Origin of the sequence: Amycolatopsis sp. WQ 127309 (assembly GCF_023023025.1) — a bacterium.
Classification (GTDB): Bacteria; Actinomycetota; Actinomycetes; order Mycobacteriales; family Pseudonocardiaceae; genus Amycolatopsis.
In genome coordinates this window covers 8,992,683-9,016,456 of the sequence record NZ_CP095481.1, presented here as the reverse complement: position 1 = coordinate 9,016,456, position 23,774 = coordinate 8,992,683, and the positions used below count along the sequence as shown (strand labels likewise).

Annotated in this window: 29 protein-coding genes and 1 pseudogene; 6 read left to right on the top strand and 24 right to left on the bottom strand. The window is 71.6% G+C overall.

Translation table 11 applies throughout. The annotated features are described in order from the left end of the window. Positions 1-92: 92 nt before the first annotated feature. Together MUY22_RS39760 and MUY22_RS39755 are read left to right on the top strand one after the other, a co-directional pair. On the top strand, positions 93-578 hold the full coding sequence (locus MUY22_RS39760) for a DUF4383 domain-containing protein (protein WP_247052329.1): 486 nt from the start codon (positions 93-95) through the stop codon (positions 576-578). A gap of 88 nt (positions 579-666) precedes the next feature. After that, positions 667-1,896 carry a low temperature requirement protein A gene (locus MUY22_RS39755; RefSeq protein ID WP_247052328.1) on the top strand — a complete coding sequence of 410 codons (1,230 nt, stop codon included), beginning with the start codon at positions 667-669 and terminating at the stop codon, positions 1,894-1,896. Between the two features lie 38 nt (positions 1,897-1,934). Here MUY22_RS39755 and MUY22_RS39750 read toward each other — a convergent pair whose 3' ends face one another. The 6 genes from MUY22_RS39750 to MUY22_RS39725 all read right to left on the bottom strand — a co-directional run bounded on the left by MUY22_RS39750 (position 1,935) and on the right by MUY22_RS39725 (position 8,159). Further along, on the bottom strand, positions 1,935-3,158 hold the full coding sequence (locus MUY22_RS39750) for a PP2C family protein-serine/threonine phosphatase (RefSeq protein WP_247052327.1): 1,224 nt from the start codon (positions 3,156-3,158) through the stop codon (positions 1,935-1,937). 338 nt (positions 3,159-3,496) lie between these two features. Continuing rightward, the gene (locus MUY22_RS39745; RefSeq protein WP_247052326.1) at positions 3,497-4,993 is read right to left on the bottom strand and encodes a cryptochrome/photolyase family protein; all 1,497 of its coding nucleotides are present in this window, start codon (positions 4,991-4,993) and stop codon (positions 3,497-3,499) included. A gap of 87 nt (positions 4,994-5,080) precedes the next feature. Further along, positions 5,081-5,509: an STAS domain-containing protein gene (locus MUY22_RS39740; RefSeq protein WP_247052325.1), complete on the bottom strand. Its 429-nt coding sequence runs from the start codon at positions 5,507-5,509 to the stop codon at positions 5,081-5,083. Positions 5,510-5,853: 344 nt separating this feature from the next. Then, positions 5,854-6,618, bottom strand: coding sequence for a GAF and ANTAR domain-containing protein (locus MUY22_RS39735; RefSeq protein WP_247052324.1), 765 nt, complete (start codon positions 6,616-6,618; stop codon positions 5,854-5,856). Positions 6,619-6,645: 27 nt separating this feature from the next. Beyond that, positions 6,646-7,395, bottom strand: a complete 750-nt coding sequence (locus MUY22_RS39730) for a GAF and ANTAR domain-containing protein (protein WP_247052323.1) — start codon at positions 7,393-7,395, stop codon at positions 6,646-6,648. Positions 7,396-7,421: 26 nt separating this feature from the next. Beyond that, positions 7,422-8,159, bottom strand: a complete 738-nt coding sequence (locus tag MUY22_RS39725; RefSeq protein ID WP_247052322.1) for a GAF and ANTAR domain-containing protein — start codon at positions 8,157-8,159, stop codon at positions 7,422-7,424. A 168-nt stretch (positions 8,160-8,327) separates the two neighbouring features. Between MUY22_RS39725 and MUY22_RS39720 the strand changes: the two are divergent. After that, a pseudogene (locus tag MUY22_RS39720) lies at positions 8,328-8,447 on the top strand (site-specific DNA-methyltransferase); the annotation flags it as partial. Between the two features lie 66 nt (positions 8,448-8,513). Here the strand turns inward: MUY22_RS39720 and MUY22_RS39715 are convergent. Genes MUY22_RS39715 through MUY22_RS39700 form a run of 4 tightly spaced genes read right to left on the bottom strand, consistent with a single transcriptional unit; the run spans position 8,514 to position 12,960 of the window. Further along, complete coding sequence (locus MUY22_RS39715) at positions 8,514-9,953, bottom strand: UDP-glucose/GDP-mannose dehydrogenase family protein (RefSeq protein WP_247052321.1); 1,440 nt, start codon at positions 9,951-9,953, stop codon at positions 8,514-8,516. Between the two features lie 9 nt (positions 9,954-9,962). Continuing rightward, positions 9,963-10,844: a glycosyltransferase family 2 protein gene (locus tag MUY22_RS39710; protein WP_247052320.1), complete on the bottom strand. Its 882-nt coding sequence runs from the start codon at positions 10,842-10,844 to the stop codon at positions 9,963-9,965. After that, the gene (locus MUY22_RS39705) at positions 10,841-11,866 is read right to left on the bottom strand and encodes a glycosyltransferase (protein WP_247052319.1); all 1,026 of its coding nucleotides are present in this window, start codon (positions 11,864-11,866) and stop codon (positions 10,841-10,843) included. Before MUY22_RS39705 ends, MUY22_RS39710 begins: the two co-directional genes overlap by 4 nt. Further along, the gene (locus MUY22_RS39700; protein WP_247052318.1) at positions 11,863-12,960 is read right to left on the bottom strand and encodes a glycosyltransferase; all 1,098 of its coding nucleotides are present in this window, start codon (positions 12,958-12,960) and stop codon (positions 11,863-11,865) included. The genes MUY22_RS39705 and MUY22_RS39700 overlap by 4 nt, the downstream gene beginning before the upstream one ends. A gap of 393 nt (positions 12,961-13,353) precedes the next feature. Between MUY22_RS39700 and MUY22_RS39695 the strand changes: the two genes are divergently transcribed. Genes MUY22_RS39695 through MUY22_RS39685 form a run of 3 tightly spaced genes read left to right on the top strand, consistent with a single transcriptional unit; the run spans position 13,354 to position 16,594 of the window. Next, positions 13,354-14,307 carry a glycosyltransferase family 1 protein gene (locus MUY22_RS39695; RefSeq protein ID WP_247052317.1) on the top strand — a complete coding sequence of 318 codons (954 nt, stop codon included), beginning with the start codon at positions 13,354-13,356 and terminating at the stop codon, positions 14,305-14,307. Between the two features lie 2 nt (positions 14,308-14,309). Continuing rightward, complete coding sequence (locus MUY22_RS39690) at positions 14,310-15,302, top strand: hypothetical protein (RefSeq protein ID WP_247052316.1); 993 nt, start codon at positions 14,310-14,312, stop codon at positions 15,300-15,302. Next, positions 15,296-16,594 (top strand): glycosyltransferase, encoded by a 1,299-nt coding sequence (locus tag MUY22_RS39685; protein ID WP_247052315.1) that lies wholly within the window; start codon positions 15,296-15,298, stop codon positions 16,592-16,594. Before MUY22_RS39690 ends, MUY22_RS39685 begins: the two co-directional genes overlap by 7 nt. Before the next feature lie 19 nt (positions 16,595-16,613). On the opposite strand, the gene MUY22_RS39680 is transcribed toward MUY22_RS39685, so the two are convergent. The 14 genes from MUY22_RS39680 to MUY22_RS39620 all read right to left on the bottom strand — a co-directional run bounded on the left by MUY22_RS39680 (position 16,614) and on the right by MUY22_RS39620 (position 23,676). Beyond that, positions 16,614-17,339: an FkbM family methyltransferase gene (locus MUY22_RS39680; protein ID WP_247052314.1), complete on the bottom strand. Its 726-nt coding sequence runs from the start codon at positions 17,337-17,339 to the stop codon at positions 16,614-16,616. Between the two features lie 79 nt (positions 17,340-17,418). Then, positions 17,419-17,745 (bottom strand): STAS domain-containing protein, encoded by a 327-nt coding sequence (locus MUY22_RS39675; protein ID WP_247052313.1) that lies wholly within the window; start codon positions 17,743-17,745, stop codon positions 17,419-17,421. 296 nt (positions 17,746-18,041) lie between these two features. Then, the gene (locus tag MUY22_RS39670) at positions 18,042-18,221 is read right to left on the bottom strand and encodes a hypothetical protein (protein WP_247052312.1); all 180 of its coding nucleotides are present in this window, start codon (positions 18,219-18,221) and stop codon (positions 18,042-18,044) included. 27 nt (positions 18,222-18,248) lie between these two features. Next, positions 18,249-18,452, bottom strand: a complete 204-nt coding sequence (locus MUY22_RS39665) for a DUF2188 domain-containing protein (RefSeq protein WP_371827534.1) — start codon at positions 18,450-18,452, stop codon at positions 18,249-18,251. Between the two features lie 150 nt (positions 18,453-18,602). After that, positions 18,603-18,989, bottom strand: a complete 387-nt coding sequence (locus MUY22_RS39660; RefSeq protein WP_247052310.1) for an STAS domain-containing protein — start codon at positions 18,987-18,989, stop codon at positions 18,603-18,605. Positions 18,990-19,144: 155 nt separating this feature from the next. Further along, complete coding sequence (locus MUY22_RS49860) at positions 19,145-19,369, bottom strand: hypothetical protein (protein ID WP_371827533.1); 225 nt, start codon at positions 19,367-19,369, stop codon at positions 19,145-19,147. Between the two features lie 369 nt (positions 19,370-19,738). Continuing rightward, positions 19,739-20,407, bottom strand: a complete 669-nt coding sequence (locus tag MUY22_RS39655; protein WP_247052309.1) for a chemotaxis protein CheB — start codon at positions 20,405-20,407, stop codon at positions 19,739-19,741. Next, positions 20,404-21,003 (bottom strand): alkaline shock response membrane anchor protein AmaP, encoded by a 600-nt coding sequence (locus MUY22_RS39650; protein ID WP_247052308.1) that lies wholly within the window; start codon positions 21,001-21,003, stop codon positions 20,404-20,406. The genes MUY22_RS39655 and MUY22_RS39650 overlap by 4 nt, the downstream gene beginning before the upstream one ends. Beyond that, a complete protein-coding gene (locus MUY22_RS39645; RefSeq protein ID WP_247052307.1) occupies positions 21,000-21,527 on the bottom strand; it encodes a DUF6286 domain-containing protein in 528 nt (175 codons plus the stop codon). Before MUY22_RS39645 ends, MUY22_RS39650 begins: the two co-directional genes overlap by 4 nt. Further along, a complete protein-coding gene (locus MUY22_RS39640; protein ID WP_247052306.1) occupies positions 21,524-21,922 on the bottom strand; it encodes an Asp23/Gls24 family envelope stress response protein in 399 nt (132 codons plus the stop codon). The genes MUY22_RS39645 and MUY22_RS39640 overlap by 4 nt, the downstream gene beginning before the upstream one ends. A gap of 6 nt (positions 21,923-21,928) precedes the next feature. Continuing rightward, positions 21,929-22,105, bottom strand: a complete 177-nt coding sequence (locus MUY22_RS39635) for a hypothetical protein (RefSeq protein ID WP_247052305.1) — start codon at positions 22,103-22,105, stop codon at positions 21,929-21,931. Next, positions 22,102-22,467 carry a hypothetical protein gene (locus MUY22_RS39630; RefSeq protein ID WP_247052304.1) on the bottom strand — a complete coding sequence of 122 codons (366 nt, stop codon included), beginning with the start codon at positions 22,465-22,467 and terminating at the stop codon, positions 22,102-22,104. The genes MUY22_RS39635 and MUY22_RS39630 overlap by 4 nt, the downstream gene beginning before the upstream one ends. Next, positions 22,464-22,934: an Asp23/Gls24 family envelope stress response protein gene (locus tag MUY22_RS39625; RefSeq protein WP_247052303.1), complete on the bottom strand. Its 471-nt coding sequence runs from the start codon at positions 22,932-22,934 to the stop codon at positions 22,464-22,466. Before MUY22_RS39625 ends, MUY22_RS39630 begins: the two co-directional genes overlap by 4 nt. Positions 22,935-23,136: 202 nt before the next feature. Next, a complete protein-coding gene (locus MUY22_RS39620) occupies positions 23,137-23,676 on the bottom strand; it encodes a hypothetical protein (RefSeq protein ID WP_247052302.1) in 540 nt (179 codons plus the stop codon). Positions 23,677-23,774 lie beyond the last annotated feature (98 nt).

Genomic DNA, 23,774 nt, shown 5'->3' with positions numbered 1-23,774 from the left:
CATCCGCGCACCCGCGGCGTGAGCCCGGACTCGTTGCCGTTTCCGGGGTCCGGCCCCGGGTAACCGCGTAACCCGGCAGAACGGAGGGCACCATGCCCACCCCCACCCACACCGATCGGTCTTCCGCCGCACGGCGACGTCAAGGCACGCCGGTGCGGCTCGCCGCGCTGGTCGTCGGCGTGGTCTACCTCGTGCTCGGGGTGGTCGGGTTCTTCGTCCCCGGCAACGCCGGGTCGACGTCCGCCGGTCCGTTCGGGACGCACGCGACGCAGTACTCGGTGCTGATCTTCAGCGTCAGCCCGCTCCTGAACGCCTTGCACACGCTCATCGGCGTGCTGGGCGTCGTGGCCGCGCGCAAGGTCTCCAGCACCGCGATCTACGCACTCGCCGTCGCGATCGGGTTCGCGGGGTTCAGCGCCTACAGCGTCCTCGTGGTCTCCGTCGGCACCGGCGACCGGTTCAACCTCAACTGGGCCGACGTGATCCTGCACCTGGTGACGATGGTCGGTGCCGCGGTGGTGTCCGCCAGGTCGTTCCGCACGGTGCGAGCTCAGCGAGACGCGGTCGCCGGATCCTGACCGGGCGCGGCGGTCCGGTTCGCCGCCGCGAGGATGGGTAGTCCCGGACGACCGGTACCCGACGTGGGGCCGGCGACGGGAGGTGCTCGTGAGCACGGAGATCGACCGCGAGCCGATGGTCCGGCCGCCGGCCCTGCGCACCGGCCAGGAGGCGTCGACGAGCAACCTCGAGCTGTTCTTCGACCTCGCCTACGTGCTGGTCGTGAACGAACTCGCGGTCGCGTTCCTCAAGCACCTGACGTGGTCCGGACTCGGTACGTTCGTCGCGCTGTTCGTCGCGATCTGGATGTCCTGGGTCGGGTACACGCTCTACGCCAACCGGTTCGACACCGACGACGTCCTGTTCCGGATCGGCAAGCTCGCCGCGACGCTGTCCATCGCCGGGTGCGCCGCGAGCGCCGCGTCCGCGACGTCGTCGTTCTCCACGCCGTTCGCGGCGTGCTTCCTCGCCGGCCGGGTGATCCTGCTGGTGCTCCACGTCCGGGCGTGGCGGCACGTCCCCGACGCCCGGAGCACCATCGGCGTCTACCTCGCCACCCTCGCCGTGAGTTCCCTGTTGTGGGCCGTGTCGCTGGCCGTCGAGGGACCGGTCCGGTACTGGCTGTGGGGCGTGGCGGTCGCCGTCGACGCCGTCGGCCCGGTCGTCGCGACCTGGCGCGACAACCACCTCCCGCTGCACCTGGAGCACCTGCCGGAGCGGTTCGGGCTCTTCGTGATCCTCGTCCTGGGGGAGGCCGTGGGCGGTGCGGCCATCGGCGTGCACGACGCCGAATGGACTCCGGCCGCGGTCGCCGTCGGTGTCGCCGGGTTCGTCATCGCCGCCGCGATGTGGTGGATCTACTTCGACACCGCCGCCGCCGTCGGGGCGGCCGCGCTGCGCCGGCGCGACGACGAAACCCGGGACGGCGCGCCCGCCGACGAACGGCACGACCTGTTCGTCTACGGCCACCTGCCGCTCGCCCTGGGCGTCGTGCTGACCGGCGTCGGTGTCGAAGAACTCGTGCTGCACCCGGAGGCGGCGCTCCCGTCGGGCGCCGGCTGGATCCTGGCCACCGGGGTCGCCCTGTTCCTGGTCGGATCGGCTCTCGTTCTCGGCGGCAGCAGTCATTCCTGGCGGGCGATCTGGCCGTGGCCCGTCGCCGCCGTCCCGATCGTGTTGGTCGCGGCCGCGTTCGGGCACCACTACGCACTGCTGCTCGTGGCGGGACTGGCGCTGCTGTGCCTGGTCTTGGCCGTGCGGGGAACGGTGGGCCGCCGCCACGGCGGGCCCGGTCCGACGCCGTCGGCGGTGCGGAAGACACCTCGGACGACGGAGTGACCGCACGCTCGGCTGCTTTGCCGACGGCCGAGCGGAGGTCAGAGGGTGGGGAGCAGGGTGTCCTGGTCGGTGGTCGTCCACTCCAGCATCAGCAGGGTGGCGTCGTCCTGGAGCCGGCCGTCCTGGTGGTCCAGCACCGCTCGGACCACCCGGCGCAGGGTCTCCGGGGCGGGCAGGCCCGCCGCTTCGTGGCGTTCGGTGAGGTCGGCCAGCCGTCCCAAGCCGAACTGCTCACCCTCCGGGCTGCGAGCCTCCGTGACGCCGTCGGTGTAGAACAGCACCCGGTCGCCGGGCTGGAGCTGTTCGCGCTCGACGACGGGCTCGCGGCGCTGGAAGTCCCCGAGGCCCAGCGGGGTGCGGCTCACGGTGTCCAGCAGCCGCACCACCCGTCCGTCGCGCAGCACGGCCGGCGGCGGGTGCCCGGCGTTGAGGTAGTGCAGTTCGCCGGTGCCCAGGTCCAGGTGGGCGAGGAACGCCGTCGCGTACGACATCGAGTCGGCCGGGCGGTGGCCGGCGATGGTGTGGTCCGCCAGCTCGGCCGCCTCGATCAGGCCGGCGCCGCCGCGGCGGGCGTTGCGCGTGGCCGCCAGCGCCATCGAGGTGATCAGCCCGGCGTGCAGGTCGTGGCCCACCGAGTCGAAGATCGCCACCGAGGCGCGGTCGCCGTCCACGGCGTAGTCGAAACCGTCGCCCCCGACCTCGTCGTAGGGCTCCATCGCGGCGGCGATCACCACCCGGTCGGTGGCGAACACCTTCGGCGGCAGCAGCTGCCAGAGCAGCTCCGCGGCCACCGACAGCGGCTTGCCGCGACGCACCCGGTGGAACAGGTCGCTGTAGAGCTGCTTGCTCAGCACCAGGTGCGCGATCTGCCCGGCCAGCGTCCAGCAGTTGCCGCGCAGGACCTTGTCCCGCGGGTCGGTCCCGTAGGGGAGGGTGAGCCGCAGCGCGCCGAGGCGTTCGGTGCCGTCGAGCACCGGCAGCCACAGGTGCGACGGCTCCCCGGCGGCGGCCGCGATGACGATCTCGAGCCGGCCGAACGCCCGCCCCGCCAGGGTGGCGTCGACCGACAACGCCGGGCCGTCCGCCGGCCGGACCGGGTGCAGCTCCCGCTGCCCGAGGTCGACCAGGTACAACCGCGCCGACAGCCCGACCAGGGCGGTCACGTCGTCGAGGATGGCGGGCAGGTCACCGGCGGTCGCCAGGTGCGACCGGTTGACGATCTCCGCGAAGACCGTGTGCCATGAACGATCCTCAGCTACCACCCCCGCAGGGTAGAGGACCGGTCAACGGGACGCCCAGGCGCCGACTGGGCGCGGGGCTCGGCGCCTTCGCACGGCATGGTGCGTTCTCAGGCCTGCGGTTTCCGGAGCACAGCTGACACCGGAACGGCCTTGGCGGCCGGGGGGGCGTATTGCTGTTCGCCTGGTCCGAACCCGGGTCACGGGGTTGACGGTGGTGACCAGCTCCCGTGCAGCCACCTTCCCGGCTGGGCTGTTCAGCGCTTGACCTGATCGGACGCGTGTCCCGGCGGGCCGGTCGGGCTTGATCGCCCGCATCCGGCGGAGCTTCAGCTGAGCAGCGGCGGTTGCCGGCGGTTCGCTCAGAAGTGGTCGCGCTCGGCTTCCCGGGCGACGACCTCGTCGAGGTCGGCCAGCCGGCGCAGGCCGTTCAACGGCTGCCGCATCCGGTGGTTCCCGCGCAGCCGCTCGGCGTTGCGGTCGAGGAACGCCCAGTAGCCCGCGGTGAACGGGCACGCGCGCGGCCCCGTCCGCTGCTTGGGGTCGTAGACGCAGCCGCCGCAGTGGTCGCTCATCCGGTGGATGTACGCGCCGCCGGCGGCGTACGGCTTGGTCCCGACGATGCCGCCGTCGGCGTACTGGCTCATGCCGATCACGTTGGCGGGCATCACCCACGGGAAGCCGTCGACGAACGCCGTGGCGAACCAGGCGTTCAGCTCGGCCGGGTCGTAGCCGCGCTGCAGCGCGTGGTTCCCGAGCACCATCAGCCGTTCGATGTGGTGGGCGTAGCCCCGGTCGCGGACACCGGCCAGCGCGGTCCGCAGACAGGCCGCTTCGACGGCGTCCGCGTCCAGCTGCCACCACCAGTCCGGCAGTTCGCGGCGGGCCTGCAACGCGTTGCGGCGCAAGTAATCCGGGCCCAGGTGCCAGTACAGGTGCCACACCCACTCGCGCCAGCCGAGCACCTGGCGGACGAAGCCCTCGACGCTTTCCAGGGACGCGGCCCCGTCGCGCCACCGCTGCTCGGCCTGGCGCACGACGTCCAGCGGGTCCAGCAGCCCGAGGTTGAGCGGGACCGACAACAGGGCGTGCGCCATCGCCCAGTCGTGGGTCAGCATCGCGTCCTGGTGCGGGCCGAACGCGGCCAGGCGGTGGTCGAGGAAACGGCGGAGCGCGCGCTGCGCCTCGTCGTGCCCGACGGCGAACCGGCGCGGGCCGTCGACGCCGACGGGGTGGATCGTCCCGGCGCGCTCGGCCTGGTCGAGTTCGGCGCGGACCCGCTCGTCGATCGGGTTCTCCCGGGGCTGCCACGGCGCGGGGACGTCGAGGCGGGTGGTCTTCGGCGGCGGCTCGCGGTTGTCGCGGTCGTAGTTCCAGTGGCCGCCCGCGGGCGAGCCGTCCGGTTCCAGGAGTACCTCGAACCGGCTGCGCTGGTCGCGGTAGAAGTCCTCCATGACGAACCGCTTCCGCCCGGACGCCCACTCCGCGAAGTCCTCTTTGGACCGGACGAACCCCGGTGTGGGCAGGATCTCTTCGACGACGCCTTCGTCGCGCAATCGGCGGACGAGGGCGTCCGCGGCGTGGGAGTTCGGCTCGTGCACCACCACCGGCCGCCCGAAGCGGCGCAGCCCGGTCCGGTAGTCCGCGGCGTCGAGCAGGGTGACGCGGTCGCCGAGGTCCTCGGCCAGCCGGTACAGGGCGGCCTGGACCAGGTGCAGCTTCTGCCGGTGGAACGGTTTCGCGGCGAACGCGGCGGCCGACCGGATCAGCAGCACCTCCCGGTCCCGGTGGGCCGGTGTGCTGTGGAAGTGGGGCCCGAGCTGATCGGCGAACAGCCACAAGGCCGCCTGTCCTCGCATATGGCGAACCCTAACGCGCACCGCTCGGCCGCGCGCTCCAACCGGTTCACGCGAGCCCTCGTCGGCGGTCGAGCCGGCGCCGTCGTGTCAGGCAGGCTCGGGAGTGGTGTCCGTCGCCGGGTCGACGGCGGCGACCAAGGGCTGGGTGAGCCGGCGCACAGCTGTCTCGACGTCCGGCACGATCTTGATGTCGCGGTCCAGTCCCAGCAGGGTCAACGGTCGCAGCACCACGTACTGGCTGGTGGCCACCAGCATCTGCCGGCCGTCGCCGGTGATCCGCCGCCCGGCGGCCAGCAACTGCCCGAGGACGCACGAGCCGCAGAACGTCACCTCGGTCAGGTCGACCACGACCGGTTTGGCCGCGGCATCGGCCAGGGCCAGGGTCGCGCCGAGCAGCGGGTCCGCGGCCAGGTCCAGCTCGCCGCGTGCGTGGATGATCACCACTTCGCCGCGGTCGACGGTGTCGATGCTGAACGCGGGACTGCCGGGGACAAGTGGTGCGGACGAGAAGGTCATGAGAGGGTCAGCTCCAGAACAGCAGGTCACTTCCGTGCAGCCGGGCCGTGAGGCAAGGCCGGCGCCGCATACGGCGGACTGAGAAGCTGTCTGTTGAACCTCTCCACGACGAACCTTACGCGCCGGTACCGACATTTCCGTGATCGTGTCCCGACTCGTCGCTGCCGCGCACCTGATTGTGACCTCGTGCTTCCGGAGCGTGGCACTTCGGCGCGGGACAAGGCGTCGGTGCGGCCGGCCGCGGGAAGCGATGCCTCCGGCCGGCTCGACCCGCACGCCGAGCCGTATTCCACAGTGGACTCCTCGACGCTGAGGCACGTGGTGCGATCCGGGCGCGGCCGTCGTCACCGTTGCGGGTGCTTCAGGATCGCGGCCAGATCGACGTTGCCGCCGGCGACCGCGCGAGCGAGGTCGGTCAGGCGCAGGTGCCGCGCGCGGGCGAAGCCACGCAGCCGCGTGAACGCCTCGTCCACCGACACCGCGCCGTGCTCGGCGAGTATTCCCTTGGCCTGCTCGATCACCACGCGGCTGGTGAGCGCGGTCTGCAGCTGTTCGGTGAGCTGGTCGCCGCGTTCGATGTTGCGCTGCTGGAGGATGCCGATCGTGGCGACGTCCGCCAGCGCCTGCCCGAGCTCGATCTCCTCCGGGCCCGCGCCCACGGCTTCGGTGTTCAGCAGGGTCAGAGCCCCGACGACCTGGTCGCGCAGCCGCATCGGCAGGGCCTGCACGGCGCGGAACCCGCATTCGGCGGCCGCCGCGGTGAACCTCGGCCAGCGGCGCGCCTCGGCCGGCAGGTCGGTGCAGGACACCGGAGCCCCGCTGCGGACGCAGTCGAGGCAGGGACCGTCGTCGGTCTGCACGGCGAACAGCTCCAGCAGCTCGGCCCGCTGCGAGGAGGTCGCCGCGACGCGCAGGCTCCCGTCGGCGTCGCGCAGGATCACCCCGGCCGCCGACACGTCGAGCAGGTCGGTGCACTGTTCGGTGAGCATGTTCAGGAAGTCGGCGACGTCGAAATCGGCCACGAGGGTGTCGGCGAGGCTGACGAACGTGCGTGACACCGTCCGCAGCCGGCTTTGCAGCGTCTCGAGCGATTCAGTGGTGTCGGCCATGAGCGGCGGTTTCCGTCCTTCCCTGGGTCACGACCGGGGTACGCCGGTCGTGTCGGTCAGCAGCGCACCGGGATCGAGATTCGCCGTCGCGACGTCGCGGGCGACGTCGGAGAGCCGCCGGTGGTGCGTGTGGGCGTAGCCGCGCAAGGCGAGGTACGCCTGGTGCATGTCGAGTCCGCCGGCTTCGGCGAGCACACCTTTGGCCTGCTCCACGACCGTGCGGTGGTGGAGGGTGGCCTGCAGCTGTTCGGACACGACCTCGTCGTGGCGGATCGCGCGCTGCTGCAGGATCCCGATGGTGGCGACGTCGGCCAGGGCTTGGCCGAGGGCGACGCTCGCGTCGTCGATGGCTCCCGGGGTGGAGCCCAGCAGGGTCAGCGCGCCGATGACGTCGTCGCGCAGCCGCATCGGGACCGCGCACGCGGCGCGGAACCCCGCGTTCACGGCCGCCGGCGCGAACTGCGGCCACCGGTCGGTCTCGGTCGCCAGGTCCGCGCTGGCCACCGCCACTCCGGTGGCGACGCAGTCCAGGCACGGCCCTTGGAGGGTTTGCGCGGAGAACACCTCGATCAGCTCGGCCTGTTCCGAGGACCCGGCCGTCGTGCGCCACCCGCCGCGTTGGTCCGACAGGATGACCGCGGCGGCGTCGACGTCGAGCAGTTCCGCGGCCCGTTCGGTGAGCATGGCGAGGAAGTCGAGGACGTCGAAGTCGGCGACCAGGGTGTCGGCGAGTGACACGAACGTGGTCGCGAGCCGCTGGTCCCGGGCATCGCTCATCTTGTCGGCCCTTCCGTCACTGCGTGTCATTGCCCGTCCTCGGTATCGGTGAAGCGCAGCGACCGCTCGACAACCCGCCGGGCGACGTCCGCCAGCGGCATGTTGTGGGTGAAGGCGTAGCCGCGCAGCCGCATCAGCGCCACGTCGGTCGTCGAATCCAGCTGGACCTGCACCATGCCGGTGGCCTGGTGCACCTGCGCGTGCGGATCGGCCAGCCAGCTCACGTCCTCGGTGCGGTGCCCGTCGAGGTCGGCCACGACGCCTTGGGTGGCCAGGTCGCTCAGGATCAGCGCGTCGGCCAGCTCGACCCGGGTGAGCGGGCCGGTGGTGTCGCGGTAGAGGTCCAGTGATCCCAGCCGGACCACCCCGACCTGCAGGGGGAAGGAGAACACCGCCGCCGCGCCCAGCTCGCACGCGGCGGGGGTGAACGCGGGCCACCGCGCGGTCGCGGCGGACAGATCGGAGATCAGCACGGGACCGCCGGTGGCGAAGGCGTCCAGGCACGGTCCTTCGCCGACGGTGAGCTGCAGGTCTTCCAGCCCGGCGCTGACCGGGTTGGTCGCGTGCACCAGACCGCGGCTCGGTGACAACCCGTTGCCGTTGCCGTTGCCGCCGGGCGTCTTGCTCAGCACGGTGGCCCCGGCCCCGGACACGGACAGCTCCAGCACACACCGCTCGCACGCCAAGCTCACGGCCGACGCACGGCGGTCGGCACCGTCGGCGGCCAGCAACGCCTGCATCCGGTGACGCCGGTTCTCCACCATCGGTCCTCCAGCGCTCGACCCTCGTGCGACTACCCACAGCGTACGACCGCGACACATACGGAGAGCGATGGACAGCCTCGACCACGCCGAACGGCCTGATACGGCGCTCGGGCGCCGGCGACAGCCTGGTGGACGCGGCGTTCGCCGAGCTGTACAACCGCACCGCGCCGGCCGTGGCGTGAGCGCGCCGAGCTGATCGACCTGCCTTCACAGGTGATCGCCTGCGGCGTCGCGGCGGGCCTGGCACCGGTCGAGCGCTGCGTGGCGCCGCCGGCCCGACTCGCCGACAGGAGCGCAGGTGAGTCGGCGAAGTAAGAGATGCCGTTGCGGGTGACGTGACATGCACGCCCGGAATCAGTGAGACGCCGGTGTCGAGCCGGTGAGGACGTGGTTTTCGGGGCCCTGCGTGTCAGCCGGAGCCCAGCTGGGCTCGAACGCGGGAAGCGTTGCCCCATGAGGCTCGGGGCTCGTGTTGCTCGTCGGCCGGCCCAATCCTGTCCAGCTGAAGCCGGCCTTCGCGATCGTCGACGGGTCCAGGAGGTTACGGGTGTCGATCACGGCCGGGGTCCGCACCGAAGCGGCCAGTCGTCGCCAGTCCAGCCGCCGGAATTCGGGCCACTCCGTGAGCACGACGATCGCGTCGGCGCCATTCGCGGCCTGGTATGCGTCGTTCGCTACGGCGAGCTGCAGACCGCCCGCCCGGTTGTCGGACGGCGGCACCGCCGGGTCGAACGCCACCAGCTCGGCCCCCGCTTGACGCAACAACGAGGCCACGGCCAACGCGGGGGAGTCGCGCAGGTCATCGGTGCCCGCTTTGAAGGTCAGGCCCAGCAGCGCGAGTTTGACTCTGCTGAGTGATCCGGTGCGGCTGCCCGTCACGGCTTCGCGGATCTTGTCGACCATGCGCTTGTGCTGCCGGATGTTGGTGTCGATCGCGGCGCGGACGAGCCGGAACTCGAAGTCGGCCGAGTCCGCCAGCTGCAGGAGAGCCGAGGTGTCCTTGGGCAGACACGAACCGCCCCAGCCCGGCCCGGGTGACAGGAACTTCCGGCCGATGCGGCTGTCGTGACCGAGGCCCTCGGTGACGTCGACGATGTCGGCTCCGACGCGGTCGCAGAGTTCCGCGACGGCGTTGACGTACGACAGCTTGACCGCCAGGAAGCAGTTGGCCGCGTACTTGATCAGCTCGGCGGAGGGCGCGTCGGTCAGCACCGTCGGCGCGTCCAGCCGTGAGTAAAGCGCTGCTACCAGTTCGGCGGCGTCCTGGGACGCCGAGCCGACCACGATCCGGTCCGGATGCAGGAAGTCGCGAACAGCCGTGCCTTCCCGCAGGAATTCCGGATTGGACACCACTGACACGTCTTGGCGTTGCAGCAGCTGGGTGAGCCGGTCCGCGGTGCCGACGGGGACAGTGGACTTGGTCACCACGACGCATTCCGGTGGGAGAGCCTCGCGCAGCTGTTCCACGGCTGCCTCGAGGATGCTGAGATCAGCCTGCCCGCCTGAGCCCATGGGCGTCGGCACGCAGAGGATCACGATCTCGGCCCGCTGCGGGAAGGAGCCGAGGGCCGCGGCCGCGGTGGTCGCCCAGGCCAGCCTGCCGGCCGAGGTGCCGTCGGCGACCAGCTCGGCCAGTCCGGGTTCGAGGATGTCGACCTGGCCGTTGCGCAACCGGTCCACTTTGGCGCGGTCCGTGTCGGCGCACACCACCGTGTGGCCCAGCGAGGCCAGGCACGCGCCGGTGGTGAGCCCGACGTAACCGGTTCCGATCACGATGATGCGCCGAGCGGTCATGCTGGTTCCTCACTGCGGTTGGAGGGTCTGGAGCTGGTCGCCGAATCCGGGAAGCAGCCGGAGCGTGTCGTGGACGCGGTCGAACCGGACGACGCCGGCCCGGTCGAGTTCGGACAGCCAGCCGTCCATCGGCCAGAAGCCGTGACGACGGTGGAAGACGTGGGCATTGGCCACGAGCTCGCGCACATGGCCGGGTTCGTGCCTGCTGGGCGGGTGGTACTGGTGGTGGGCGATGGCTCCGCCGATCCAGGCCAGCCGGGCGCCGCTCTTCGCCGCTCGCAACGCGAAGTCGGTGTCTTCCGCGCCGTAGCCGGTGAACTGCTCGCAGAAGCCGCCGAACCGGTGCCAGTCGTCCCGGGTGGTCGCGAAGGACAGGGACCAGAACAGCTCGAAGTGTTCGTCGTCCAGGGTGATGCGTCCCGGCGGGGGAGCCGGCCGGCCCGGGTGCGGTTCGGCCAGGGGCGCCAGCTCCCGCGGTGCCGGATACCCCTCGGGCGGGGGCGGGGGCAGGTAGGCCACCGGCCCGCACATCAGCGTCGCGGGGGGCACCCGGCGGGCCGCGTCGGTGTAGCGGGCCAGTGAACCCGGACCGGGGATGCAGTCGACGTCCAGGAACACCAGCAGTTCGGCGCCGTGGTCGAGCGCGGCGCGCGCCCCCGCGTTGCGGGCGGCGGCCAGGGGCAGTCCCCGCTCCCGCGCTGCCAGGGAAAGCAGCACGACAGGTGGTGCTTCGAGCGCGAAGGGCAGCCGGAGCGAGCCGGTCATGTCGACGACGACGTGCACGTCGACGTCACCGGGGTCGAGGGCCTCGCGCTGGCGTCGGAGATGGCCGTCGCGTCCGGCCGTGATGGTGACGACGGCGGTGCGCGGTCGCCGGGTCCGGCCGGTCACCTGGGCCGCGCCAGGTCGTGCAGCACGGCCGCGGCGCGGACCGCGCCGTCACCCCGTGACCAGGTCGCCCAGTTGCCGCCGCGGGAGTGCGCCCGGGTGAGCACCGCCGGCCAGCGGGACGCGTCGGGCCACGACGGGAGGACCACGCCCAGTTCGGCGTGGACCAGCGCTTCGGCGGTGGCTTCCTGCTCGTCGAACGGACGGGGCTGGGGGATGACAACGGCGGGGCGCCGGGCCGCCGCGACCTCGGCGAGCGCGTTCTGCCCGGCGTGGGTGACCACGACACCGGCCTCGCCCAGCAGCGGCCACGGGTCCGCTACCCAGCCGTGGTGGTGCAGGTTGGGCAGCGGACCCGCCGGCGAGTCGCCTGGCCGTGCCGGACCGGCGATGTCCCAGCGCCACTCCGGGGTGGCCGCCGCGGCCGCGTGCAGCTGGGCCGCGGACACCGCGAGGCCGCCTCCTCCCCACAGCACCAGCGCGCGCTGCTGCGCACTCGCCGGCGGTGCGCCCCGGCCGTCGAAGCGCGAGAGCGCTCCGACGTGCACGGTCTTGGCCGGCCAGGTCGATGGCCAGTCCGGGGCGGGCCGCGAGGGCCACGGCGCGATGATGGCTTCGGCGAGGTCGTAGGCGGTGCGGTGGGCCCGATCGGTGCGGCGGCCGGGCTGGGCGACGACCACCACCGGTACGCCGTGCAGCCGGGCCAGCAGCGCGACCTCGACCGACACGTCGGCGACCAGCAGGCACACGGCGTCATCGCGCAGCGTCGCACTCAGCATCGCCATGCGTTCGCGCAGGCCCGGGTGGTGCCTCGGCGCCCAGTGCAACGTGGAGCCGGCGGTGACGTCGTCGCGGCGCGGATCGGTCCCGTCGGCGTCGCCGGGCAGCGTGACCCACCGACCCGGCCAGCCGGCCGGGGCCGGCAGGCTGGAGAGCCCGATCACCTCGTCTCGCAGCGCGCGAGCGATCGCGGTGGCGCGGTGGACGTGCCCGGAGCCGTGGTGGTGCACGTAGTAGGCGATCACGACGACAGTTCCCGGTAGAGCCGGACGTACTCGTCCACCATGCGGTCCACCGAACAGGTGGTCTCCGCGCGGTGCCGCGCCGCGCCGCGGTCCAAGGAAGCGGCCCGGATGATGGCCGCGGCGAGACCGGGGACGTCGTCGGGCGGCGCCAGTACTCCGCAGTGCGCGTCGAGGACCTCGGGCAGAGCTCCGCGAGCGAACCCGGCGACCGGCGTGCCGCAGGCCAGCGCTTCGGCGACGACGAGCCCGTAAGGCTCTTCCCAACGCGGCGATACGACGGCGACCCGGGCCGACCCGACCAGGTGAACCAGCTCGCGGTGGGAGAGGTGGCCCAGGTATTCGACGTCGCCGCCCAGCAGCGGTTCGATTTCGCGCCGGAAGTACTCGGCGTCCGGCCGGGGGCCGGCCAGCCGCAGCCCGGTGCCGGCCGCGCGGGCGGCGTGGATGGCCAGTTCGGGTCCCTTCTCGGGTACCAGCCGGCCGAACCACACCGGGGATCCGCCGCCGGCGCCGGGCACCCACTGGTCCAGCTCGACTCCGTTGCGCACCACCGTGATCGCGGGCACCAGTGACGACCACTGCTGAGCGGTGTGCGCGCTGACGGCCGCGAAGCGCGTGTGCCCGGGGGAGCGCAGCCGAACCGCGGACTCCAGCCACGGCGTGGGCGGGGTGTGCAACGTGGTCAGGACCGGCGCGCTCAGCGTCGAAGCCATGGCGACGGGCAGGTAGTGGAGGGAATTGTTGTGCACCACGTCGCAGACTCCGGTGGCGCCGAGGTCGAGCATCAGGCCGAGGTACGCGTGGTGTTCGGCGATGAAGTAGTCGGCGGGCATGCTGACGTCGCGCCGGGCCTGCGCCGACAAGGCCGGCAGCACCGGCATCGCCCGGACCCGCAGCGCCGGATCGGAGCCGGTCCCGCCGAACACCGTGACGTCGTGACCGCGCTTGCGCAGCCCGGTGGCCAGCTGCCAGGTGTGCGCCTCGAGCCCGCCGGCGAAGGGCTCCCGAAGCGGGTAGCGCGCGGAGGCGACCAAGCCGATCGACAGCGCGGGACCGGCGTGCTCGGCGGATGCGGGCGAATCCGGGACGGCCACCGGCCGAATGCGTTCACCTGCTCCCGGTTCCGGGTGGTGTCTGTTCCGGTCCACCGTGGTTGTTGCTCGAACCACCGCATGTGCTCCTTCCGCGGAGATACCCGTCGATCGCCCACGGGAATGTGCTGTCCGGCGTCACAGAGTCCATTGCGCCGGTGACCGGTGAATCCGAGTGATGATCTTGAGCTCGTGGTCGGCGGGTACCCCCGCGGGCGGCAGGGAAACGAGGAGAAATGCGCGGAGCCTGTGGTGTTTAGGTCGCGCGCGAATGGACACCCACTGCCCGTGGAAACGCCGTTGATCATCGCCTCGGTGCCGGCCGGTCACCCTTACGTGCGCACTATCTCGGATCTGCGGGGGAAACCGGGATTTCGCGTCCTCCCCGATCCGCCGGTGCCCGGCGCGCCCGAGGGGCAGTGGTGGCCCCACCGGATGCTGGAGCCGGCGTGGCTGCACGCGCACCACCGCCGTTTCGACCTGCTGCACCTGCACTTCGGCTACGAGCACCTCGCCCTCGAAGAGCTGCGGGCGGTGGTCGAAGCCCTCCGCGCGCACGCGAAACCACTCGTGCTGACCGTGCACGACCTGCGCAATCCCCACCAGGTCGACCCGGGTCCGCACCGTGCCGCGCTCGACCTCCTGGTGCCCGCGGCCGACGCCGTGATCACCCTGACCCCGGGAGCCGCCGAGCGGATCGGCGCCGTGTGGGGACGCACGGCGACCGTCATCCCGCACCCGTACGTGGTCGGTCCGACGCGCGCGGGCCGGCCGGACACCCGCGACCACCGCGACGAGTTCGTGGTGGGGGTGCACGCGAAGAGCATGCGCGCCAATTGCGACGCGGTCGCCGTCGCGGAGCGGCTCGCGCGCACGGTGTCCACTTTGCCCGGTGCGCGGCTGGTGGTGCACGCCCACGACGACGAAGGCGGCCGAAGTGCCGCCGAAGACCTGCGAGAACGTGGCGTACCGGTCACGGTGCGGCCGCCGTTCTCCGACGACGAACTGTTCGGCTACCTCGAAGACCTCGACGTATCCGTGCTCCCGCACAAGTTCGGCACCCACTCGGGCTGGCTGGAAGCGTGCCACGACCTGGGCACGACCGTGCTGGCCCCGGACTGCGGGTTCTACCAGGAGCAGGCTCCGTGCCTGCTCTACCACCGCACCGAGACGGCGCTGGACCACGGGAGCCTGGACGACGCCCTGCGTCAGGCCTTCGCGCAACGGCCCCGGTGGCGTGCGGATCCCCGGCGAAGAGCGGCCGACCGGGTCGCCATCGCCGACGCACACGATCTCCTGTACCGCGCGGTGGCCCGCGCGCGCGAACCGGCGGCCGTGGTCCCGTGGTGAAGGTGCACACCTATGCGCCGGGGCCTCCCGGGCACGGCGTCGTCCGGCACGCGCGATCGGTCGCCCGGTTGTGCGTGTCCCGCGGTGTGATCGAGGGCGCCCAGGAGCCGGACCTGACGCACGCCCACTTCACGGACGCCCTGTTCGGCTCGACCATCGAGGAGGCCGTGCGGGCGTACCTGAACTGGGTCGCGCTCACCCCGCACCCGGTGGTCGTCACGGTGCACGACGTTCCCGATCCCCTCGGCCGCAGCCGCCGGGACCGGGCCCGTAGTGCCGGTTACGCAGCAGTAGCGGCAGCCAGTGACACCGTCGTGGTCTCCGCCGAGCACGAAGCGCACAAGGTCGCTCTCCTCACCGGCAAGCCGCTGCATCACATCGACCTGCCCTTGCCGCCGGAACCGCTCGCGGCCTCGTGCGCGACGCCGGCGGGTGTGACGTCGTCGCTGGTCGTGCTCGGCTACGTCTACCCCGGGAAGGGACACCGTGAGGCGATCGACCTGGCTGCGGCCGTCGGCCGTGATCGCCTTGGCGGTCCCCCCGCGGTGATGGCCGCGGGCGCTCCGAGCGCCGGGCACCGCGAGCTGGCGGATCAGCTGCGCAGGCACGCCGACCTCCGCCGGGTGGCGCTGACCGTCACCGGGGACCTGACCGACAGCCGGTTCGCCGCCGTGGCCAGAGCGGCCGGGGTGCCGCTGGTGCTCAACCGCACCGTGAGCGCCAGTGGTTCGCTGTTGTCCTGGTTGTCGTGCCGGCGACGGCCGGTCACCTGGACGGGCCCGTACAGCACCGAAATCGACCGCCGCTACCCGGGCAACCTGCTCCTGGGAGCGACCTGGTCCGACCTGACCGACCACGTGCGCCGGGCGTTGGCGGACCCGGTGACGACGCGGCTGCCGGACTATCCGCGATGGCGGGACATCGGCGCCGAGCACGTCGCGCTCTACCGGACGGTGCTGGCGCGCCAGGCGCGACGGGCGGTGCCGGCGTGCTGACCGACGTGCTGACTCCCCACAACCGGTGGGATCTGCTGAGCGGCTACCCGCGACAACGGCCCACCGTCACCGTCATCGTCACGCACTTCGAACAACACCACTTGCTGGCGCGGATGGCCAAGGCCCTGCGCAACCAGACCTTGCCGCCCTCTCAGGTGGTCCTGGCCGACGACGGTTCGGCGGTCACACCGGTGTTCGCCGTACCGGACGTCGAAACCCTCGTGGTGGCCCAACCCGACCAAGGCTTCCGCGCCGGGACGGTCCGGAACCTGGCGGCACGTCACAGCACCGGTGAGGTACTGGTCTTCCTCGACGCCGACACCGTGCCCGAGCCCGGCTACCTCGAAGAGGCCGTGCGTCACATAGTGCTCTGTCCCGACGTGCTGGCCGTGGGCCGTCGCCGGCATGCCTCGTTCACCGGACTGGCGGACGACGCGCAGCCCGACGCGGCGAACGCGTTGACCGAACCGGCCTGGCTGCAAGATGGCTACGCCGCCTCCGAAAACCTTCTTCATTCCGACGGTCGCAGCTTCCGGTTCGTGATCGGGGCGGTGCTGTCGTGCCGGCGGGACCTGTTCTTCGACCTCGCCGGGTTCGACGAGCGGTTCGTCGGCTACGGCGGTGAGGACTGGGACTTCGCCTACCGGGCGTGGAACGCGGGCGCGGTCCTCGTCCACGAGCGCGCCGCGGTCGCGTGGCACGACGGTCCGGACTGGGGTGCGCGGGGAGAAGGGACCGAGGTGATGGACCTGCAGAGCGCGCGGCTGGCCGCGGTGATCCCCGAACCGGCCACCCGGGGCGCCCCCATGCCCGGAGGCATCTTCGACGTGCTTGCCACCGTGTCCGCCGGTGGCGACTTCGGCCGCGTCGTGCGCACCGTCCATTCGCTGCTCCGTCAGAGCCACCGCGATCTGGGCGTCCGGCTCCCCGTTGACGACGAGCGGCTGCTGGAGGCCTACGCGGGAATCGTGCGCACGGATCAGTGGACGGAGGACCAGCTTCGCCGGGCGCGGGTCCGCATCGACGTGCACGGACCGCTGCCGGCGTCGGCCGTCCACCAGGCCGTGGAGCTGATCGCCGGGGCCGACCTCGGCCGCGTCGATCTGGTCCGGGAAGGCGAACTGCTGGGCGTGGCGTGGTCGACCCGCGTCGTCGGCCGCGCACGCCGCTGGGCGAGCCGCTTCGGGTTCGACGAGGTTCTCGGCAGTGCTTTCGGCCGGGAGCGGCTGTCCCTCTGTGCGGACCGTGATCACCACCGGACTCTGGCCGGGTTCTTCGCGTCGTGGCCGTGATCCCACGGCGGCGGCCCGGTCACGCCCGTTGCGCGGTCACGATGTGGTGGCGCAGGTCCGGGGACATCATCGCCGGAACCCGTACCGTGCAGGAAAACCCGTGCCGCAGGAGCAGCCGCTCGATCGCCGGAAGGCGGTCGTCGACGTCGTGCACTTCGACGACGATCGCGTCGATCCGTGGCCAGTCGGGCTCGTCGATGCCTTGCAGCACTTCCAGTTCGGCGCCTTCCACGTCGATCTTCACCAGATCTATCCGTGCCGGGGTCGACGGCAGCACGGTGGACAACCGCACCACGTCGACCTCGACCAAGGTGGTGCTCAGCATTTCGTCGGCCAGGCGCGGATTTTCCTGTGTCTTCCGCATGTCTGCCACCCACTGAGACGGTTTCTCCTGCGGTCGCCCCGTCGAATTCGCCGTCAGGTGCTCGTAGGCGGTCAGCACGGTACGGCCGCGGTGTTCGCCGAGTGCCGTCTCGAAGACGCGCAGACCTTCCGCGTCGATGTCGGCGGTGTTGGCACGCAGCAGGCAGCACGTCGCGGGAACGGGTTCGACCAGAGTGAGCTGGGCCGCCGGGCACGCTCGGATGATGCGGAGCGCGAACATGCCGATGTTCGCGCCCGCGTCCACGACAACCGCGTCCGGCCGCAGTTCCGGCAGATCGAGCAGGTAGTCGTCGTGCGTGAAGATCTCGTGGTAGAGGTAGTGGGCCTCACCCGCGGCCCACCGGCTGTCTCTCGTGACCACTCGGAGATCTTCGGCGACCTGGACCGACATCGTCCCCTGCGGCTTGGTCGTGTTCCGGGGCATTCGACTAGGCCTTCCGTCAGGCAACACTGCAATGGGTGTTGCCGGTCACGAGAAACCACTTGTCCAAGTCGAGCACTTCGAGGATGTGGCGAACGACGGGCGAAGCGACCACGGAAAGGTCGACGGTGGCGTCGCGGCAATGACGTTCCAGTTCCAGCAGTGCGGTGATGCCGGACAGTGACACGAACTCGACGTCACTCAGGTCGACGATCAGGTGCGACGGTGCGGTCCGGCAGACGGCGCCGAGTGCGTCGCCGAAGATCGGCGCTGTCATCATGTCGATCTCGCCGCGCGCCATGACGATCGCCGTACCGGGCCGGGCCGAGTTGATCTTCAGGTGCAACGCGGAACTTGCAGGAGTGTCAAAGTTGACCGACCGAGTCATCAGGCGTCCCGACGTTCGAGCTCGAAGCTGCCGACGGCGGGGGCTGGGCCGGACGAAAGCATGACAGAGGCTTTCAGCTCAGCCACGTGAGGCCACGGTAGCCGGGCGAGTGGTCACAATCAACCGCGTCGGTAGTGCGTCGGCCGTCGACGCGCTCGACACCGAAGTCCGCGGCGGCCCCGAGCCCGAGGCCGTGACGTGGGAAACGTTCGGCCGGGACATCCCGAAGCCGACCGGGCTCCGCGGCTGCCGGGCTACCGCGTCGCGGCAGCGGAGGCCTCGGCGCGGTGTCGGCGGCAGGCGGTGCACACCATGGTCTGGCCGATCGTGGCGCCGTCGTTCGTCACCAGGCGGGCCACGTACAGGGCGCGTTGGCCGCACGCCTCGCACGGGATCGGTTCGGTGTCTTGGGCGATGAGTACGCGGTTCGGCATGATTTCCTCTTGACGGTTGTGGGACTGCTAGCCACTTCGCGCAACGATGCGAAACGTCTTCGCCGATTCGACGGGTCCGTCCGGGGCGTGGATGAGGTGGTCGACCCGCCGCTTCCGGGCCATCGATCGCCCGGCGAGAACGGCGTCGGTCCGGCGGCGCACCACGTTGGACGCTCTGACGCCGCCTTCGATGCGGTTCTTCCAGGTGCCGTTCTCGTAGTAGGTGTGCACATCTCCATCGGCCACGGCAGTCCTTCTTTCCCCGCCAGGATTCGATGCTCGCCTTGCGGGCACGTCACGATCGCCGGGGTCCAGGGCGAGGGTGTCAGGCTAGAACATCCGGCGACGCGTCGCTTTCGGCCAGGCGAGTGATCCCTTCGGCTATCGCAGCGCGTCTTGCAGGTCGTCGTGCACGCTGAGGAGCCGATCGACGCCCGTCAGGCGAAGGGGGCGCCAAGTCGCCCGCGACGAAGCGACGACGACCAGGCGCGTCTCGTCGCTCGTCAGGTGATGAGCGGCGACGAGGACTGAGATTCCGCCACAGGACAGGAACCGGGCCGGGGTGAGGTCCACGACGAGCAGTGGCGATTCCTGCAGGATCGCCTCGGCAAGAGCCGTGCTGAGCGCACCGATGCCCGACAGATCGATGTCACCGCCGACGGTGAGCACTACTGCGCAGGGCAGGTGTTCGGTCTGGAGCCGGAGCGACGAAGCGCCTTCGGGCGGGGCGTTCGCCGAACAGAGATGACGATTTCCGGAACGATCCACGAGCAGCTCCTGAAGCGCTGACTACGCGTGCGGAACGCGTCAGCTGTCGACGATGATCGTCGCGAGTGCAGGGGCTGGGCCCTCCCGGCGTGGGTAGAACCCAGAATAACGTCCTTCGCCCGGTTCGGCATCCGATGCGGGATGACGCTGAGTGGTCAGCCTGTACGGCCTTGCCGGGCAGGTCGTCTGCCGTGACAGGAGACACGAGGACGGGCGACGCGTCGTTCCGATGGCGCGCCGTTGCGCGGGGTACTCAGGCACACGAGCCCTGTCACCCGAGGAAGCCAAGACACGAGTTGCTCTTGTGCTTGGTACAGCGCGCTTCTGGCGACCAGGCCGCCCATGGAATGTCCGATGAGGACGATGCCGGTGACGGGCACCGGCCAGGCCGTGCAAGGGGACGACCAGTCGACCGGTCATCTCATCGCCCGGCCCTCGACCGGCCGCAGGCAGGCGTGCGCCGAACATCCCGTGGGTGACGCCGGTGACGTAGTGCCCGGGGGTCGATTCGAGAACCGGTCCGGCCCAGAAGTCTCGCGCGAGCACTGCGGGCAGCCGTGAGGTCGCCGGCGCCGGCGTGCCCAGTCCGCTCATCGTCCCACCGAGGGATGAGCTGGTCGTTCTCGTCATGGTCTTCTTCCGCGCCGTGTCGCCGCCGGTCCCGACGATCCTGAGCGGTGGCTACCCGGCGCGAAGCCCGTTACGCGGAACGCCCCGGCCTGGTTGTGAGGTCCACGACACGGGTGTGCTCAACGCCGGTGGTGCGCGACGTGCGTCCGGATGGCGGCGGCGATGTCGGCGAGGTCGAGGACGTCGTGGACGAGGTCGGTGTCGATGGCGGCGCCGGGCATGCCGAAGTGCGCGGACGAAGCGTGGTCCTGCGCGAAGACGGTGCCACCGCAGTGGCTGACGGCTCGGATTCCGGCCTGGGCGTCGGTACCCCGGCCGGTGAGGACGACGGCGAGAGCCCGGGGGCCGCAGGTGACGGCGAGGGTGGCGAGCAGGAGGTCGAGGGAGGGGCGGGCCGGTGGCAGCCGCCCGACGTCGAGCAGGCCGATACGGGCGTGCGGAGTGACCAGCACGTGGTGCGCGGCGGGAGCGACGAGCACGGTACCGGGGGTGAGCTCGTCGTTGTCGCGGCCTTGGCGGACGGGAAGCGCGGTTCGTCGGCGCAGGATTTCGGTGAGCTCGCTGGCGCGGTCGGGGCTTTGGTGCTGGGCGACGATCACCGCGGCGGGCAGGTCGGCGGGCAGCGGGGCGAGCACCTGGGTGAGGGCGTCCAGGCCTCCTGCGGACGTGACCAAGGCGACCACCGGGAATCGCAGCGCGAACGGGTCGGGGCCGGAACCGGGCACTGGCGTGCCGGGCGATCCGCGCGGCCCGGCAACGGGGTTTCGGGTCGGCTCGGCCGGGCTCATGACGTGAATTCTGGCAAGGTCGTCCGCCGTTCGCCAGTGCGGGCACCGTTCTTGGTGGAGAAGCGGAACTCGACGGTCACCGGCAGGGCCTCGAGATCGAGGGCCTGCCGCAACCGGGGGAGACCCTCGATCTCGAGCCGGTGGCGGATCGTCGTGAGGTCGCCGTCGTGCTCGGCGCTGATGACCAGCGCCAACGCCGGGGTGTCGCGCGTTCCGGCGAGGGTGGCGTGGGCGGCGTGCACACCTGGGTAGGACTTGACCTCGTCGACGAACGGCTCGGCCGCGGCGCTCGCGGCCAGTTCGGTGCGGCCGGACTCCGAGGCGGCTTCCCAGCGCCACGAATGGGTCTTGGGCTTGCGGACCAGCTGCGCGGCGAGCCAGCGCAGCAGCGCGAAGCCGAGGACGACAGCGACCGCGGTGATCACGTACAGGGCCCAGGTCGGCGGGTTCGCGGGGCCGGGTACGAGCGCGGAACCCCGATCGGGCGCCGGGAGCGTGCCGAAGTGCGTCAACACGGCGAACGCGCCGGCTGCGAGGAGCACTGAGCCGACGAACGCGAGCAGAGCGCGGTTGAGGGCCGCGGGACGGTTGGTCATGACGTGCTCCTGGCGGCGTGCACCCGGACCCTGACGGCCGGGCGGGCGACGGGGGTGAGCTGGTCGAGCCGGCGCTCGATCGCGCGGCTGACGGCGTCGGCGAGGCCGTCGGTGTTCGTACGCCCCGTGGTCACCTCGGCGGAGATGCTGCGACGACGCAGCTTCACCCTCGCTCTGGACACACCATCCACTGTGGACGCCGCGCTGCGCAGGGTCGAGCGGTAGCTGCGCCGCGAGGCACCGGAGTCCACTTCACCCTCCAGCGGCAGCACGGTGAGCCTGCCCGGCAGCATCGCCGCCAGCAGCAGGATCACGCCCAGCAACGCGGAAACTCCGCCCGCGACGGCGGGAACCGGGTCGTTCCAGTGGGCGTCGTGCAGGGTGCGGGCGACGGACGGGTAACTCAGCCAGGGGGTCGCACCGGCGATCATCTGGATGGCGACCACGGCGACCACCACGCACGCGGCGAGCAGGACGACCGCGGTGAGGGTCGCGGGAACACCGCGGCGGGTCCGGCGTTTCATCGAACCCTCCTCGTCTCGGTGGTCGCGGAACGCAGTGCGGTGACGGTGATGTCCACTCGGGACACCGAGAGGCCGGTGAACTCGCCGACGCGGCGCATCAGGTGCCGGCGGGCGTTGCCGGTGGTCTCACCGACCGAGGCGGGGTAGGCGACGGACAACCGGACGTCGAGCGCGGCGGTGCCGCCGCTGACCTTCGCGGTGACCTTGGCGGTGGTGCCCGGGTTTTCACCGCCCACGGCTACGCCGAGCACGCGGCTCGCGGCGCCGCCGACGCCCTCGACCTCGGTCACGGCGTGCGCCGCGATCCGTTCGACGGTGGTGTCGGAGATGGTGAGCCGGCCCCGCTCTTCCAGGCCGTCCGTTCGCGGTGTGGCTCTCGGCACGGTGGTCGTCATCGTGGCTCAGCCCCGGTCGCGGCCGCTGAGCTGCGACAGGTCGAGCTTGCCGTCGAGCACGCGCCCGGCGATCAGCCCGAGGGCGCCGAGGACCAGGACGACCAGGAAGACGCCGAGGCCGCCGAACGCGGCGGCGAACCCGAGCGCGAGGCCGGTGAGCAGGCCCAGCTGGGTGTGGGTCATGGGTTTCTCCTTGCTGTGGTGAAGGGATCGCCGAGGGGGAGCGGGGACGTGACGCCGGGCGCGTCGATGGTCACCACGACCGTGGCGGGTGGCGCCATGTCGCCGATCCGGACGTGCACCGGCCGGTCGGCCGGTCCGACGGCGGCCCGGACGGCCGCGCCGATCTCGGCGACGGTGGCCGGGTAACGGCCGGTGACGCCGATGGTGATCTCGTCGGGCCGGGCCCGGACCCCGGGGACGCGCCGGCCGGGGAGCAGGGTGGCGATCTCGCCGAACCGGCCGCTGTGCAGGCCCGCTACGGACGGGAGGGCCGTCACGGCGGCGGCGATGCGGTCGGCGTCGATCTCGACGCCCGCGGTCACAGCACTCGGCCGGTCTCGGCCGGGGTGGTGTCGTCCTCGTCCTGCCCGGGGATGTGGACGTCGGAGACGTTGATGTTCACCTCGACGACGTCCAGGCCGGTGGTCTGCTCGATGGCCGAGATGACGTTGGTGCGGACCGAGCGGGAGAGGTCGGCGATGGACACGCCGTACTCGACGAGGATCTGCAGGTCCACGGCGGCCTGGGTGTCGCCGACCTCGACCGAGACGCCTTGGGAGACCGAGGCGGACGCGCCGGCGATGCGCTCGCGGATCGCGCCGAACGCGCGGGCCGCGCCGCCGCCGAGGGCGTGGACGCCGGAAACCTCGCGAGCGGCCAGACCGGCGACCTTCGCCACGACGGTGTCGGCGATGGTGGTGGTGCCCTGCGTGGACGACAGCCTGCCGGCGGTGGCCTTCTCGATCTCGACGGCCTGGGCGGGCGTGGTGATGGTGGCGGGGATGGTCATGATTTGTCCTTCGAAGTGATGTCGGAGTGGAACTTCGGGGTAGCGCGTCGTGTCGTTGTGGTGTCAGGACCCGCCTGCCGGGATTTCGTCACGCCGGGACGCTGTGTCGCCGGTCTCCCGCGGCGGAAAGAGTGTGGGCGGGCACCCCGCCCCGGGGCGCAGGACTTCCGACAGCAGCCGGGTGAGGCTTGCCGGGGCCGGTTCAGGCCGCGGCGCGGAGCCATCGCGCCGGCTTGGTGATCGCCCCGGCCAGCTGCCGGCCGGGGCGCTGCTGCTCACCGGCCAGCGCCGTGAGCACCGAGACGCCGCCGGTCAAAGCCGGGATCAGCCACTGGCACGTGTCCAGCCGGCGCTGGGCGTGCGCGATTTCCGGCGGTGTGGACTCGGCCGGTGTAGTGCCGCCTTCGACCGTGGTACCCTCGGCGCCCTCGAGCTTCTTGCCGAGCGCCCTGCTGTAGGCGGTGACGACCAGCGCGGCGCCGGTCAGGGTGAGCTTGGCGACGGTCTGGGCCGCTACGCCGCTCTGCCCGGCGACCCGGCCGCGGTTCGCCCGCAGCAGCGCGGCGCCTCCGACGAGGTGGGCGCCGATGGCGGCGGCGTTCACCGGTGTCCAGCGCGCCCAGCCGGCGTTGGCGACCTTCAGGCGCATCTTGGCGTCGGGCAGGTCCGCGGCGGCGCCGTTGACGGCGACCGCGCCGGCGAGGGAGCCGCCGAACCAGGCCGCGAGACCGATGTCGTGCATAGCTCGGACGAGAGTGTTGCGCTGGGACATGGTTTCCTTCGGTTCAGGTTCGCGCGCGACGGTGCGCACGCAGGAGGACAAGGAATCGGCACCGTTCG